Raw genomic sequence first — 13,570 nt, 5'->3', positions numbered from 1 at the left:
GACGCGGCTGTTAGGCGCTGTTGAGGAGGTGGCTACCGTCGCAGTGGGCCCCGGGGGTGTTGAGCTCGAGGAACTCCTCGCGGCATATGGAGAACTGGAGGCCGTGTCTCCGGGCGGCCTCAGCGGCTAGTTCCAGCACCTTCCTCCGGTAGTTCTTTGGGGCGTACCACTGGCCGTGGAAGTACTGCCCCTCTTCGAAGTACATCCTCCGCCAGGTGGGCGCCTTGTCTGGGAAGGCCTTGGCGAGGCGGGCGAAGTTGTCTCTCTTGGCTTTGTAGGTGCTGGCCACGAGGTGCGCCGCACCGGCCGCCGCGGCTCGGGACGCCACCTCCTCTATGTTGCCGGCGTCGTCGTTGAGGAGTGGGATGAGGGGGTCTAGCCTCACGGAGACTGGTATGCCCGCCGCCGATAGGCGCCTCACGGCCTCCAGCCTGCCGGCTGGGCGGGGGGCCCTGGGCTCCAGAGCCGCGGCCAGGTCCTCCCTCAGCGTGGTGATGGTGATCTGCACGGCGACCCTCCCCCGGTGCCTCTGGAGTATGTCTAAGTCGCGGAGGACTAGGGGCGACTTCGTGACGATCAACACCCTGTACCCCCTCTCGAGGAGGGCCTCTAGGACTCTCCTCGTGAGGCCGAGCCGCGCCTCAGGCGGCGTGTAGGGGTCGGAGGAGTTGGATAGCGCCACCACGGCCCCCCGGGGGATCTTCTCCAAATCCCGCCTGACCTTTTCCAGCAACCCCTCCTTAGGCCTGGGGCTGAAGGCGTCTGGGATGTACGACGTTATGTAGCAGTAGAGGCAACCGTGGCCGCATCCGGTGTATGGATTCAGCCCGTACTTGAAGGGGCACGGACAGAGGGGGTTCCTCCACGGGTCGAAGGGCCTCACGACGCTAAGCGACACCAGCACGGCGTGGCTCATACAGCTCCTGCGGGGGCGGCTACTTGCGTCCTGTCTGCCTTATCTCAATCCCCATTTCCCTCAGCTGTCTGCTCAGCATCTTGAGCATTGTCTTGACGTCTATCTCCGCCACGCGTCCGTCCATCACCTCGAAGTGCACCCAGTCGTGGGAGACCCTGAGCCTCTTGGCCCTGGCGATTCTCATACGCCTCACGTAGAGCCCCATCTCCTCTAAGTTGGGGTCCACCTCCAGTTGCACTATCACGTCGGCGAGGTGCAGGGCGGCTGTGAGGACTCCGTACACCTCCTCCACGTCTGTATGCGCCGTGGCCACCACGAGCGACTCTGTGTACTTGGCGAAGATCTTGAAGGCGCGGAAGACGTCCAGAGCCGAGCCGGGGCTTCTGAGCAACACCTCGTTCAGCGAGTCCACCACCACAACCCCCGACCTGAACTCCGGGGCGAACTCCGTCAGCTTGTTAATCAGGGCGTAGGCGTCCGGCGCCTCCAGCCTGTGCCTCGCCGCCGGCTTCAGCTTAGCCAGCCGCTCGTTGGGAGGGACAAAGCCGTCCACAACCACCACCCGATCCACCGGCGCCCCCCGGCTTCTCAAATCCTCCAAAACCTCGTCCCCCAGGGCGTCGATTGCGAAGAAGAGCACTGGGGCCCCAGACCTCGCCGCCGTGGCCGCTATCGCCGAGGCGAAGAAAGTCTTGCCGACGCCGAGGAACCCCTCTATAAGAACGACGTACCCCGGGGGGAGGCCGTCGGGAATCTGCTCATCAATTGGATCTATACCCGTCTTAAAACCCATAAAGCCACGTGCACACAGCTATAAAACAGTAACACCCAGCACCCCCTCTGCCCCCCGCCGACTCGGCAACGGCGAGGTGCAAACCCAGCGCCGCGTGGGCGTAGGCGGCTGTGGAAGTCGGCGTCTATACCGTCAGCCTCCTCAGCCTCACCACGGCCTTGGCCCCGTCTAGCTCGGCCTCTGCGTAGTAGCCGTCTTTCAGAGGGCCGGGGTTTACCAAGACCGTGTCGCCTATTATGTCGATTCCCCTATCCTCGTGTATGTGGCCGTGGACCGAGAGAATCGGCTGCTTCTCCTCTATGTACCTCTTCACTGAGAGGCTCCCCACGGGCCTCACGCCGCCCACCTTGTCCAGGTGGCCCCTGGGGGGGTTGTGTACCACCAAGATGTGGGGCGACGGAGAGAGGGAGTAGAGAAGAACCCCCAGATCCTCCTCAGAGACTCTAAACAAGTCGTCGAAGGGGGTGGGCAGGCTACCGCCGGCGCCCCCCACCGTATACGGCCCCAGAGGCAGGGCCCTCCCGTGTACAGACCGGACGGCGCCCTTCTCAAACCCGGCGAGCTCTGGAGGGTCCGTGTTGCCCGGGACGAAGTACACCGGCGCGATCTCCGCCAAGGCCTCCAGCACCTCCACGGCGGCCTCCACCCTCCGCCGGTAGGTAAAGTCGCCAGCCGCGATAACGGCGTCGTAGCTTCCCCTTATCGACCTAGCCTGCCTAACGCCGTCGTGTACATCTGCGACAAGAAGCAGACGCATAGAGGGGGAAATTCACTAGATATAAAGTATGAGACACGTCTATGCGAGCCCAAGCCAGCCGACACCGCCTCCGTACGGGCGCCAGGTACCCCCATTAGCTATAGCCTACATAGATGATGTAGTCATCTTCGTAGTACCTTAGTCCAGACGATCTATCCCTCCTCTCGTCCCGGCCGGATGGGGGTAAGGCCCGCTCCCTAATGTTTATAAAGTCTCGATCCGTCGTGAATATCTTCACACCCCTAGCCACCGACTGGGCGAGGAGTAGCAAGTCAAACGACTTTCTTCTCAACACGCTCTCTTCCCACTTAAGTCGTTGTAAGAACCCTCCTACTATGTCAAGAACCTGCTTATCTACAGCTACTACCTCAATTGACAAACCAGCCTCATGTAAAAATCTGATAAGTTTATTCAATATTTCTTTAGGAGCCTCTAATATGTTACCATAGTTTTTTAGTACGCTATGGTATTCTATATGTACTAATGACTTAGAAAGAAATACTTTGGCGAATTCAAGTAGAGATAGTTCAGAAACATAACACGGCTGTTCTTTACACCTTGACACGACAACTACTCTAGTTACTTCACATATATTAGATACAGAAGTACCTAGAATACGTTGTAATCCTCTACCAACCTTGACCTGAGGATGTAGAACCCTTAATATTTCACATTCTACCAACAGTACTAATATACTAGTATCTAGAAGCACTATTCCCTCCTCACATCTTCTAGAGCGTCTGAAAGCCCTCCGAGCACGTCGAGTTTGTACTCCTCGACGAGCTTCGCTAAGCCGCAAATCAGCTTTACCTCCGTCTCTAGATCTGTCTGGAGACAGCGCCTCCCGATCTCCGCCACATACCTCCACCTGCCGCGCTCCGCCGCGGCTGAGGCAAGCAGTGCGCAGAAAGACTCGCGAATTGCCCCGCCGTAGGCGTGTCCCAGGGCGATTCCCAGCATCACAACGTCGGGTCTACCAAGTCTGCACCCTATTCTCTTGAGGAGAGTTGGTAAATTTAGAAAAAGGGAGGCGGCGCTGTCGTCCCAGTTGACGTTTATCTTCTCCGCAATTGTGACCAGCTCCCTATTCTTCTCTTTTAGAATCTCCTCTAATAGCCCTATATCTATCTGGATGTCCTTTTCTAGTTCGTAAATATCTTTAATATATGCATCAATGTCTAATACATCTCTTTCTAAATCCATTATAAAATCTTCATATATATTTGTTAGTTGATTAACATAGTGTTTTGACATGTTAAGTATTAGGTTGAGGATCTCTTTAGCGGTTGCTATAATCCTATTAGACTCATTAGTAGCTCTGTCTAGAATCTCGTCGGTGTTAACCACACCCATCTAGATAACTCTAGCTTCGTACTTTAAAGTATATCCCTTAATACACGCCGCGGCGGCGCTGTATGCGTATGGCTACGCACCGCCGGCGGGTCTTTCAACAGCCGCTAGACGTTTGGGTAGTAGAGGCGGAAGATTTCCCGGAGCTCTGCCAGCTGTTGTTCTCTGCCTAGCCTCCTGACGATGTTGCGCGCCAGGGCCCACACCGCGTTGACGTCTCTACTCAGCTGGATTTTGCAACTGGGGCACCTCACCAGCCTCCCCCTCTTCTCCATCTTCCCCCCGCATACGGGGCAGACATCTGAGATCATGGTGGTGTGTAGCTCGACGTAGTGCTCCCGCGCCAGGTCAAACACCTCCTGGAGGAGGTGCTGGAACTTGGGGGCGATGGGCAAGTCGACTATGAGTAGGTTGACCCCCTTCTTGGGGTGGAAAGCCTCTTTTATCCCCCCGGCGACGCCCTTGGCCACGAGCTCCACGTAGCCCCCGATTCTAAATACGCGGAACATCACGCCGCCCTCGTTCACATCCATTGCGTGGATTACGAAAGGCGTCCCCTCCACCAGCTCCGGCAAGCCAAGCCTCTCGTCTCCCCGCACCAGCCTGAGCACAACGCCGTCTTTCCTAACCAGGGCCTCGGCTCTAGAGAGCCCGAACTGGGCCGCGTCTGTATACGTCATTCTCCAGCTTTTGTAGACGCAGAGAGGCATGTCGCCGGAGTAAAGCGCCACGAAGCTCTCCACCAGCCTCACCACGCCTCCCAAGTCGACGACTCTGTAGTCGCCCCCAAGCGCCTCCCTCGCCTTCTCAACATCACATTTTAGGTGATAGGTAAACACGACAAGGCAGGCATTAATATTTTAAATACTCTACGCCGCCACGAAGCGCCGCGCTCCACAAACCATATTCTTACAAAAAACACTATCTTAAAGAGAGATCTCGATATATTTATCTATTTTCACATATGTTATTTTATTAATTAAATAATTGATATATATATAAATTGCTGAAAATAAGTTACTATGAGTAAGTCAAGTTTTTATTAACATCGGCACTAAGCATTCATGACGCGGCGCATAGCTTTACGCTGGCTGGCCGCCGCCGTGATAGCTATAGGCGTAGTGATGGCGGCGGTGGCGATGGCCGTTAAGGAAAATCCGGCGAAGATCGCCGAGGAGTACTACGAAAAAAGCGTTTTCATCAACGGGAGCTCCGGGCCGCGTCTGGTGGCCGTCATCGCAGATAACGGCACTGTGATTTACGCCTCGGCGCCTCCGGATAACAACGGGCCTTGGGATTTGAGGAGGGGAGGAGAAAGGCCGGCTCAGAAAGTGGAGGTGCCTGATGAAGCCGTGAAGAAGGCGCTAGAGAAGGCTGGAGTCGCGGGCGAGCTTCTGGGCACCTACCGCTTTAACCGCACCCACCTAGTCACCTTGGTTGAGGAAGCCCCCCTGAGGATATACGCAGTTATCTGGAACAACGACACTGCGGCTAAGGCACAGCTGAAATTTGAAAAGTATTTCGAAAATGAGGGAGCCAGCTCTCCACAGCCAGTGGATCGCAGAAGCAATACAACATTTGTCAAGGGGTGGCGGACTGTCGGCTATGTAGATGTAAGCGTGGTGCTTCCCTTCAGCGTCTACAGCTTTGAGGACGAGAGCTGGGGCCAGTTTAACACACCAGGCGGCTACTTTAAAGTCGCCGCAAAGGGGTGGTTTACAATAATATACGGCGCGGCGGTGTATGTCGAAGATCTCTCTTACTCCGAATCGACAGATCCAATGCTCAGTCAGTGCTTCTTCAATTCTAGAACCTCTGGTAGTGGTACTCCTGCGGCGTATATAAGGGCAAACGGCAGAGCTATTACTGTGACTTGCGGCGTCTTGGGCGTTGTATATGACATAATAGCTACGGTGGGCTACGGCGCGTGGCTTTACCGCTCTGCAGACGCCAGGGGGAATAAGTGGTTTACCACCGGTTGCCTTTGCTAAATGTTAGTAAACTCCAAGGTTTTTTAAAACCTCCTCCAATTTTTCCAAAGTTTCGTACCCCTTTCTCGTTAAGACTACATCCTTCTCTATTTCCACTAGACCAGCATCGCCTAGATGTTTCAGATACGCCACGGCCCTCTGGTAGTTGAGCTTGGCGTGGAGGGCGAGGGAGGTCTTAGACATGGGGCCGTGCTCTTTTAAAATCTTCAAGAGGCGGTACACGATGTAGAGGTCGGGTTTAGAGCTTGACCTCTTCATACGCCTTTCTCATCTTCTCCACAAGCTCCAGCTCTTCCCTCAGCCTCTTGAGCTCCCGCCCCGCGGCGCGTGAGTAGAGGAGCGCAAATAACGTAAGCGAGAGGACTATGCCGAACATCTCGTTTCTAAACCAGAGACCCGCCGCGACAGCCGCAGAGAGCGAGGCCCCGAAAAGCGCAATGGCTTTAACTGTGAGCTCGGCGGCGGTGCAGAAGTATGGGTTCCTAGACACCAGCTCCATAAGCGCCAGAGCCGCCTCCTCCTCGCCCACTATCTTGAGCAACTTCCTCCGGGCTATGGCCGCCGCTACCAACGCGGGGAGAAACCACATGCCGAGGACTTTGTCGGCAACTCCTTTTAAAACGCCGGCGGCCTCAGCCACATAGAGAGCGTAAAGCACAACGGCGTACGCCCCGTAGAGGCGCCTAGCCCACTGCAACTCGACACAACTGAGGAGCCGCTTCCTAAACCGCATATTGTAGCGACCCAGTCTTTAGTAAAAAGGTTGACTTACCCACAGTAACTATCGCCGCGCCACGCCTTGGCTTATTCTAGGCGGCCTAGTGATCTCTCAAACTTTTAAGGACGTCATGCTGATTGGGTGCTTTAGGTTTATCCCTGGTGAAACTTCGTGGTTAGCTAGACGTAGTCCTCACGAAGCCGTAGTCGGCCAGGTTCATAGTCTTGAGGGCGTTTACCACACAGTCGCCGCGTTCTGTGTATGAGGCTACGAAGGCCTCGAAGCGGCCCACCTTGAGCGTTTTCGCAGGCCTGCCCGAGGGGTCTAGGAGCACAAGCACCACGGAGATCGGCGGGTCGTTTAGGAAGTCGTACGGCGGCTTGAACACGTAGACGTTGTAGGAGGCGCCGCCCTTCCTCCCTTCATACAGCTCCCAGTACTCCGTCGACTTTCCCAGCGGCTTGAGCTCCACGTACTTATTTATGAAGAAAGGCACGTAAGCGTAGACGCAGTCCACGGCCCCGGTTTCCAGCCTCGACCACGTGGCGTCGAGATTCGGCGCCACGTCCGTTAGGTCTGTGTTGGGGAGGGAGCTGGGGACGTATATGTACAGCGTGCCGTTGTAGACGTACCGCACCCCCAGCGCCGCGTATCTGCCGGTTAGGTCGACGCCGTACTTCTGTTGCAACATCCAGCTCGCCGCCAGCTCTCTGTAGCCAATCGGTGCCTTGTTCGGATCGGCCAGCGACAGCTTTACCCTCGGGATGTCGCCGAGCTCCACAGCCCTTCTGCAGACCAGAGCCAGCTTGAAGCGGCCTAGTGAAAATACCTCCCTCGCCCCCGTCCTCTCGGCGTCTGGCCTCAACTCGATGTCGACGGAGGCGTACACGTCGGGCTTGGCGCCTCCCTGTATCCTCCTGATGCCCTCAACGGAGCCCACCGACTGGATGCCGTCGACCCCAAGGCCCGCCTTCGTAGCCGCGTCTTTCACCACTCTAATCAAGGCAGGGGCCACAAAACCAACCACTCCGCCGGAGCAAGCCGAGGTTTGCGCCGCCGTCTGGGCTTGGGTAGACGTAACAGTGGACGTGGCCGACGTCTGGGTCGAGGGGGGCGGCTGCTGCGCTGTTGCCGGCGGGGGCTGGGGCTTTGACGAAGTAAATACAACAGCCAGCACCGCCACGAGTATCACGGCCCCTATAGCTATGTATATCCATTTCTGGGGCATAATGAGGGAGAACGGGGAGTTTTTTAACAATTTTTTCTAAATAAAACCATACAATAATTTCATAATTTACATGAAAAACTTTTATTTACACATACAGTAACCTCTTGATAAAATTCTACATATACAGAAAAATTCGCAATCACATATAAAACATATACAGCTACTTATAATTTAATTTTTTGTAGTTTTATTTATTTGATACAAGTAAGTCTTTTATGGGGGGTCCATGGTCTCTACATGCTGGCGTTGCTTGTCATCCTCTTTATGCTCCTCTTGTTAGTAGTCCTGCCTCTTATCCACGCGGGGGAGCTGGCGCCGGGGCTGGGGGAGAGCCTTATTCTCACGGCTCTTTTCAGCGCAACAGCCTCGGCGCTGGCATTGTTGCCGGGCCTCGCGGTGGCTATGTGGGGGAGGGCCCCCGGGAGGGGGCTGGCGGCTCAGATTCTCTACGTCCCGGCGGTGGTGCCCCCCACGGCCGTCGGGGTGCTTCTCCTGGGCTCAGTGACCGCCCCTGGGAAGATCTGCGGCTGGCTGGGGGTGGACTGTAGATACGTGTCGGAGGCGCTGTACGGGCTGTTTGTCAACAAGCCGGCTGGCATAGTACTGGCTATGTTTGTAATGGCTCTTCCTGTTGTCTATGCTGTCTTCGATGGGGCTTTGAGGGAGGTGAGGGCGGAGGCGTACTTCAGGTCGCTGGGCTTCGGCGGGTTGAGGCTTCTGTGGCTTGTCCTCCTCTCCCTGAGGAGAGCCGCCGCCTCCGCCTTTATCTTCTCCTTCCTCAGGGGGTTCGGCGAGCTGGGCGTCCTCCTGATATTCGCCGCCTACCCCCCGACCCTGCCCATCTACATATACAACTCCTGGCTCATCTACGGCGTCGGCCCGGCGGTGACCGCCTCTCTGCTGACCATGGCCATCGGCGTAGTGTCCGCGTACGTGATTAGGCTATGGCTCTCTCGGTGAGGGGGCTGAGGGCCAGGAGGGGGCGCTTCGAGCTGTTCGTCGAGTCCCTCGCCGTAAATTCAGTGGTGGTTCTGCTTGGGAGGAATGGGAGCGGCAAGACCACTCTGCTCGACGCGATCGCCGGCGTGATCCCCGCGGAGGGGGTGGTGGAGGCGTGCGGCCGCGACGTCTCGGCGCTACCGCCCGAGGAGAGGCGGCTGGTGTACATCCAGGCGACGCCGGTGGATCCCCCGGCTAAGGCGGGGAAGTTCCTCAGAGCCGTGGCGGCGCGGTGGGGGAGGGACAGACGCGCCGTGTTGGAGGTGGCGGAGAGGCTTGGGATTAGGCATCTGCTGGAGGCCTCCAGCATGTCTACTGGGCAGAAGCAGCTGGTCAACATCGCGGCGGGGCTTCTGGCGGATCCATGCGCCTTTTTGATGGACGAGCCGGCGTCCCACCTAGACTGGTTTAACAAGAGGCTTGTGAACAACGTCGTGAGGAAGCTGGACAAGCCTGTGCTGTACGTCACCCACGACCCGATAGAGGCGGCGTATGTGGGAGACCGCATCTGCGTAGTGGAGCAGGGCAGGTTGACGAAGTGTGTAGACAACCCCGGCGTGAAGACAGACGACGTGGACCGCTTCGTGGAGGCACTGTTTTCATAAGGGCATTTGGCTACGCGAGTCTACATTAGAGTAGACTTGTGAGTGTGGTTATCTCGGTGAGGATCCCCAGGGAGTTGAGAGATAAGCTGAGAGAGCTGGGTATAGACTACTACCGCGAAATTGTGGAGTTTCTCAAGAGGAGGGTCCAGGAGGAGTACTACGGACAGATGAGCGAGAGGTATAAGAGGCTCTTGGAGAGGGGGCCGCGCCTAGGTGGGGACTTCGCCACGGAGTTTATACGTGAAGACCGTGAGGCTGGGTAGGGTGATCATCGACGCCAGCGTCTGCGTGAAGTGGGTAGTAAATCCCCCCTTCTGTTCTCCGGGCGTCCCCGGGGGGCCTGGGGATTCCGGGTTGCTACCTGGACGGGGACGCCCGGAGGGTTGACGCCGCCCCTTCGGCATGTGCGTATTTAGACACAACGACGCCTCCCGGAGCCCTCGCGGGAGGCGGGACAGCTTACTACAGACCCATGGGTGTAGAAACATAATACCTGATTCAGGTAGTGCGTACGGTTGCGAGTTAAGAATTATTTAGGGGATAGGGAAGGGGGTTTACGGTATCATTAACAGTATTAGATCGCCTTGATCGTTGTCTTTCGCCAGCTCGTATGCTCCGTATAGGTCTCTCTCTTTTAGGTGGCGCCAGCCCTCCTCCGGGAGGCGTTCTGCCGGTCTCCAGAGGCGTGGCCCCGCGGCGTCCACCGCCAGGTAGAGATAGGCGTACCACGGCTTGTCTGTCCTAAGGGTGTCGACGACTCGCCAGAGGTCCTCTTCGCCTCTGTCGAAGTGGTCTATAGAGGCGCCTATCTTCACAAGCCTGGGCCTGCCCATAACAAAAAGCTCGTACAAATCCGCCTCCTCGATGTAGGGGTAGAAGTCGGCGGCGCCGATCCTCTTCTCAGCTTCTGCAAGCCACTGCTCGGCCGCGGCGATGTACTTCTCGGCGAGGGCCTTCACGTAGCCAGCCGCCGCACTCATCTCAGTCTCCACCCGCCTCAGAGCCGCGCAAAGCTGGGGATCCGCCGCCCCTCCTCTTACCCCTCCTCTCCCCACACCGCGCCCCCCGCAATACACTGCACCGCCCATACCGCCCCCCCCCCCTACCTCCAAAAGCCCAGCCACAAGCCACACACACCCAGACAGTAAATAAACATCACCCTAACAACAAGCCTAGCCAACGCCCCAAAAGCGGCGCATCACCTAATTCAAACCGACTCGCAACAAACCATGTTCATATCCGTAAAGCTTAAAAAGACGCTTTTTTTGAGTCGTGTTGAGGTTCCTTCCGTTAATCGTGTTGGCGATGCTTGTGGCGGCCCAGGGGCCCCCTAGAGAGCTGTTCTGCGTAGCCGCTGGCGAGATCGGCCTCGCCGGGGAGAGCCCCAACATAATGTTCACAGTGTTCGAGAGGGGCTCTTGGAGACCCGCCGAGGCTTACATAGAGCCGGAAAACGTGACCTTCGTACTAGTCCCGGCGGTGGCTAGAAGCAACACAGACCCCGCCGCGGCTGTAACGCGCGGCGCCCTACCGCCGCCCGTGTTGAGAAACGACACGGTGGTGTGTTTCGAGGCGGCCCCGGGGAGGCCGGCCGCGGAGCCCCCAGCCCCCGGCCTGCTTATCGCAGTCGAGAGGAGAGGCGCCGTGTACCACGTCTACGTGTCTAGAGCCGGGGACGTGGACAACCCCGCCAACTACACACTGGCGCAGCCCGGCAAGCCGGAGGGCAAGAGGCCGGACGGGGTAGAGCTCGTTGACCGGCGGCCAGCGGCGGGCGGCCGCGGGAAGACCCAGCCAGAGGCCGGTATCCAGTATGTGTCGACGCTCAGCTACTGGGCCGCCTTCAAGCTGTACAGACTGACAGCCCAGTCGCTTCAGCCCGGGGCCTGCGTCTCCACGGTGTTTGACGTGCCTGACGGCACAAGCCAAGCCGCAGTGGTGCTGACAGGTGGGACAACCCCCGGCACCTACAGCTACCTAATACTCAACAGCTGGAATCCCTCACAGCGCTGGAGCGGCACAGTCTCTGTACTCCCCGGCCGGCCCCAGACCGCCGTGGCGTGGCTACCGGCGGGGAGGGCTCAGTACACAGTACAGATATGCAACCAAAACAGCCAGCCAGCCGCGATCTACGCATCAGCTCTGGTAAGCGCCACCAACAGCCAGTACCTCAGAAACGACGTAATCCGCACCCCAAGTCTCGGAATTTACTTTACAGACATGTACTACTGCCAGACGTTTAGGATATGTCCGGTTACACACGTAGTTGACCCCGCGAGGGGTTACTTCGTCGTACCAGGCTTCTACATAGACGCAGCCTCCGACATCTACATACAGGTATATGTGAAAGTACCTAAGATGTCGGCAATCTATAGCCAGGCTTACATCTACATGGGGGGCGTCTACATTGGCTCGGTACCTGGATACGATTCCGGCAATTTTAGAATCTACAGCGGCGTCGTCACGGTGCCAAGCTCTCTACTCATGTATCTACTGCCCACCTATGGCTCTGGAGGAGCTCTGTCTATAGGGCCCTTCACCTTCTACCTAAACACTCCATACGACCTCGAGGTAAAGATGGGCGTGAGGAGGCCGCAGGAATTGGCACCAGCAGGCGACAGCAAGATTTACACCACCGTTGTTCGGAGATTCAGAGAATCATTTCTCTTCCTAGACAAAAGATCATTTATAGTAGATCTTGACTACATGCAGTCCGGCACTGTCCCCGGCTATTTTGTCATAAGCACTAAGCCAATTACGGAAATTGGGACGTCACCGTGGGCTAAAGGTGCATATGTGAGCTTCTATGTAAGATTCTTTGACAGCTACATGAACCCCATAGAGGTAAACGGCGGGGCAGCAACTTCGGTAAACACGACTTCGTGGTGGGGTTCCGTGCTGTCTAACATACCTTTTGTTTCTGTTGTTTTACAGATATATGACTTAGTTAAGAGCACTATTGACGCGTTGAAAAAAACTGGCGCCAGCTTTCCAATAATTGGATACGTGACCTTCGCCATGGACGCCTTAGTTAACGCAGCACAAGCGAGAATTGACGTGGTGAAGGTTGACGACAAGACTCTAAAAATTACGCTTTACACAGGTAGCTATGATAGAGACCCGCTTGAGGCGAGGATCTACTTTTCCCTACGCAATGCACCTGCCTACGTGGCAGTTACTAGGATAGACTATTTGCCAATTGAGCCGTATGCGTCTTGGATTACTGTGTTTAGTGTTGATTACCCTGTGCTTCCGTATACGTCCGTGGGCGCCACGGGTGGTGGTGGCGGGGCCGTGTATTTCCCCTACAGGACTTTGACCTGTGGCGTTCAGGAGTCTGGCAACTATCCGTGGGATAGGTGCGATCGTGCGTATTATAGGTAGGTTTGGGCTAAAGGCTTCTTTTTTTCTTTACCTTCTCTCCTACTTCGTGCTGGCCGGGGCTTTTCTAGGCTTTTTTGAATACCCCCACTTTATCCTGTTGGCGGCGCTGGCGTATCTCGCGGCTTACCACCTTGCCTGCGGCAGGATACTGCTACCCCTTTTGACGTACGCCGTGGGGCTCGCTCTCCTGTGGCTAAACCGCGTTGCGCCACCGAGCAGAGTCCTAGGTCCGCTACCCATAGACATAAGCTGGGTCATGCTGTACTTCCCGTTTGCCGCCGGCGCGTTGATCATATACTCTGTTGCCTACGCCACCGGCGTTGCGAAGAAGATCCTCTCAGTAATCCTACTAGTTGCGGCAGTCATAGCGGGGCACTTCTACATGGTCTACGCCGGCGTGTTGTGGAGGGCTCTTGTGCCGGCGATAGGCTTGGCTCCCGTATTCCCAGAGCCCCAAGACTTCCCACTCTACATACTCCTATACGAGCTCTGGAGAATAATCCACCAAAAACCACTAAAACTAAACTGCCAAAAACAAACAACATGAAAAGCGGCCCGGGCGCGGCAGGGGACCGTGGAGCGACGCGCCTCAGATGGACCTGGCCTTGTAGCTGTACACCCCGGCTACACAGAGCGCCCAGGCCATATACATAAAGGGGCATAGATACCTCGGGAGCCTCAGCGCCGCCGCTGGCGGCGAGGCGTTGGCGAAGAGCCGGAGGCGACGTTCTTCACGAAGCACAAAAGTAGATGGCCAGCGGGATAAGACCCACCGTAAACGCAGCTGGCGTACACATGCACCTAGAGCCTGCACGAGCGGCGTTGGGCG

Annotated in this window: 17 protein-coding genes; 6 read left to right on the top strand and 11 right to left on the bottom strand. The window is 56.7% G+C overall.

From position 1 onward, the window contains the following. Positions 1–10: 10 nt before the first annotated feature. From P186_RS11680 to P186_RS11655, 6 genes are all read right to left on the bottom strand, one after another. Complete coding sequence (locus tag P186_RS11680; RefSeq protein WP_014289707.1) at positions 11–916, bottom strand: SPL family radical SAM protein; 906 nt, start codon at positions 914–916, stop codon at positions 11–13. 19 nt (positions 917–935) lie between these two features. Next, the gene (locus P186_RS11675; RefSeq protein WP_014289706.1) at positions 936–1,709 is read right to left on the bottom strand and encodes an RAD55 family ATPase; all 774 of its coding nucleotides are present in this window, start codon (positions 1,707–1,709) and stop codon (positions 936–938) included. 124 nt (positions 1,710–1,833) lie between these two features. Beyond that, positions 1,834–2,466, bottom strand: a complete 633-nt coding sequence (locus P186_RS11670; protein WP_014289705.1) for a metallophosphoesterase family protein — start codon at positions 2,464–2,466, stop codon at positions 1,834–1,836. Positions 2,467–2,560: 94 nt separating this feature from the next. Continuing rightward, positions 2,561–3,031 (bottom strand): PIN domain-containing protein, encoded by a 471-nt coding sequence (locus P186_RS14640; protein ID WP_338050673.1) that lies wholly within the window; start codon positions 3,029–3,031, stop codon positions 2,561–2,563. Positions 3,032–3,177: 146 nt separating this feature from the next. Next, a complete protein-coding gene (locus P186_RS11660; RefSeq protein ID WP_014289703.1) occupies positions 3,178–3,819 on the bottom strand; it encodes a hypothetical protein in 642 nt (213 codons plus the stop codon). A 104-nt stretch (positions 3,820–3,923) separates the two neighbouring features. Next, the gene (locus P186_RS11655; RefSeq protein WP_014289702.1) at positions 3,924–4,655 is read right to left on the bottom strand and encodes a zinc ribbon domain-containing protein; all 732 of its coding nucleotides are present in this window, start codon (positions 4,653–4,655) and stop codon (positions 3,924–3,926) included. 225 nt (positions 4,656–4,880) lie between these two features. On the opposite strand from P186_RS11655, the gene P186_RS11650 reads away from it, so the two are divergent. Beyond that, on the top strand, positions 4,881–5,807 hold the full coding sequence (locus tag P186_RS11650; RefSeq protein WP_014289700.1) for a hypothetical protein: 927 nt from the start codon (positions 4,881–4,883) through the stop codon (positions 5,805–5,807). A gap of 3 nt (positions 5,808–5,810) precedes the next feature. Here the strand turns inward: P186_RS11650 and P186_RS11645 are convergent, their stop codons facing one another. The 3 genes from P186_RS11645 to P186_RS11635 form a co-directional block, all read right to left on the bottom strand. Beyond that, positions 5,811–6,065 (bottom strand): winged helix-turn-helix domain-containing protein, encoded by a 255-nt coding sequence (locus P186_RS11645; RefSeq protein WP_148683036.1) that lies wholly within the window; start codon positions 6,063–6,065, stop codon positions 5,811–5,813. Beyond that, the gene (locus tag P186_RS11640) at positions 6,046–6,540 is read right to left on the bottom strand and encodes a hypothetical protein (protein WP_014289698.1); all 495 of its coding nucleotides are present in this window, start codon (positions 6,538–6,540) and stop codon (positions 6,046–6,048) included. The genes P186_RS11645 and P186_RS11640 overlap by 20 nt, the downstream gene beginning before the upstream one ends. 160 nt (positions 6,541–6,700) lie before the next feature. Continuing rightward, on the bottom strand, positions 6,701–7,753 hold the full coding sequence (locus P186_RS11635; RefSeq protein WP_148683035.1) for an ABC transporter substrate-binding protein: 1,053 nt from the start codon (positions 7,751–7,753) through the stop codon (positions 6,701–6,703). Positions 7,754–7,990: 237 nt separating this feature from the next. On the opposite strand from P186_RS11635, the gene P186_RS11630 reads away from it, so the two are divergent. Genes P186_RS11630 through vapB form a run of 3 tightly spaced genes read left to right on the top strand, consistent with a single transcriptional unit; the run spans position 7,991 to position 9,620 of the window. Continuing rightward, on the top strand, positions 7,991–8,713 hold the full coding sequence (locus P186_RS11630; RefSeq protein WP_014289696.1) for a sulfate ABC transporter permease: 723 nt from the start codon (positions 7,991–7,993) through the stop codon (positions 8,711–8,713). Further along, complete coding sequence (locus P186_RS11625) at positions 8,698–9,357, top strand: ATP-binding cassette domain-containing protein (RefSeq protein WP_014289695.1); 660 nt, start codon at positions 8,698–8,700, stop codon at positions 9,355–9,357. Before P186_RS11630 ends, P186_RS11625 begins: the two co-directional genes overlap by 16 nt. 38 nt (positions 9,358–9,395) lie before the next feature. After that, on the top strand, positions 9,396–9,620 hold the full coding sequence (vapB, locus tag P186_RS11620; RefSeq protein WP_014289694.1) for a type II toxin-antitoxin system VapB family antitoxin: 225 nt from the start codon (positions 9,396–9,398) through the stop codon (positions 9,618–9,620). Positions 9,621–9,911: 291 nt separating this feature from the next. On the opposite strand, the gene P186_RS11615 is transcribed toward vapB, so the two are convergent. After that, a complete protein-coding gene (locus tag P186_RS11615; RefSeq protein ID WP_014289693.1) occupies positions 9,912–10,412 on the bottom strand; it encodes a hypothetical protein in 501 nt (166 codons plus the stop codon). Between the two features lie 217 nt (positions 10,413–10,629). On the opposite strand from P186_RS11615, the gene P186_RS11610 reads away from it, so the two are divergent. Together P186_RS11610 and P186_RS11605 are read left to right on the top strand one after the other, a co-directional pair. Beyond that, a complete protein-coding gene (locus P186_RS11610) occupies positions 10,630–12,741 on the top strand; it encodes a hypothetical protein (RefSeq protein ID WP_237179410.1) in 2,112 nt (703 codons plus the stop codon). After that, positions 12,725–13,288 (top strand): hypothetical protein, encoded by a 564-nt coding sequence (locus P186_RS11605; protein WP_014289691.1) that lies wholly within the window; start codon positions 12,725–12,727, stop codon positions 13,286–13,288. Before P186_RS11610 ends, P186_RS11605 begins: the two co-directional genes overlap by 17 nt. A gap of 42 nt (positions 13,289–13,330) precedes the next feature. Here the strand turns inward: P186_RS11605 and P186_RS13915 are convergent, their stop codons facing one another. After that, on the bottom strand, positions 13,331–13,483 hold the full coding sequence (locus P186_RS13915; RefSeq protein ID WP_014289690.1) for a hypothetical protein: 153 nt from the start codon (positions 13,481–13,483) through the stop codon (positions 13,331–13,333). Positions 13,484–13,570 lie beyond the last annotated feature (87 nt).

This window comes from Pyrobaculum ferrireducens, assembly GCF_000234805.1.
In the GTDB taxonomy this organism is placed as follows: Archaea; Thermoproteota; Thermoprotei; order Thermoproteales; family Thermoproteaceae; genus Pyrobaculum; species Pyrobaculum ferrireducens.
Note: the sequence above shows the minus strand (reverse complement) of the source record. Positions and strands in the feature narration are given on the sequence as shown.

Excerpts from the sequence above, each read along its gene's own strand:
- P186_RS11680 (WP_014289707.1), bottom strand. The coding sequence starts at position 916 with ATGAGCCACGCCGTGCTGGTGTCGCTTAGCGTCGTGAGGCCCTTCGAC.
- P186_RS11675 (WP_014289706.1), bottom strand. The coding sequence starts at position 1,709 with ATGGGTTTTAAGACGGGTATAGATCCAATTGATGAGCAGATTCCCGAC.
- P186_RS11670 (WP_014289705.1), bottom strand. The coding sequence starts at position 2,466 with ATGCGTCTGCTTCTTGTCGCAGATGTACACGACGGCGTTAGGCAGGCT.
- P186_RS11660 (WP_014289703.1), bottom strand. The coding sequence starts at position 3,819 with ATGGGTGTGGTTAACACCGACGAGATTCTAGACAGAGCTACTAATGAG.
- P186_RS11650 (WP_014289700.1), top strand. The coding sequence starts at position 4,881 with ATGACGCGGCGCATAGCTTTACGCTGGCTGGCCGCCGCCGTGATAGCT.
- P186_RS11645 (WP_148683036.1), bottom strand. The coding sequence starts at position 6,065 with ATGAAGAGGTCAAGCTCTAAACCCGACCTCTACATCGTGTACCGCCTC.
- P186_RS11640 (WP_014289698.1), bottom strand. The coding sequence starts at position 6,540 with ATGCGGTTTAGGAAGCGGCTCCTCAGTTGTGTCGAGTTGCAGTGGGCT.
- P186_RS11635 (WP_148683035.1), bottom strand. The coding sequence starts at position 7,753 with ATGCCCCAGAAATGGATATACATAGCTATAGGGGCCGTGATACTCGTG.
- P186_RS11630 (WP_014289696.1), top strand. The coding sequence starts at position 7,991 with ATGCTGGCGTTGCTTGTCATCCTCTTTATGCTCCTCTTGTTAGTAGTC.
- P186_RS11625 (WP_014289695.1), top strand. The coding sequence starts at position 8,698 with ATGGCTCTCTCGGTGAGGGGGCTGAGGGCCAGGAGGGGGCGCTTCGAG.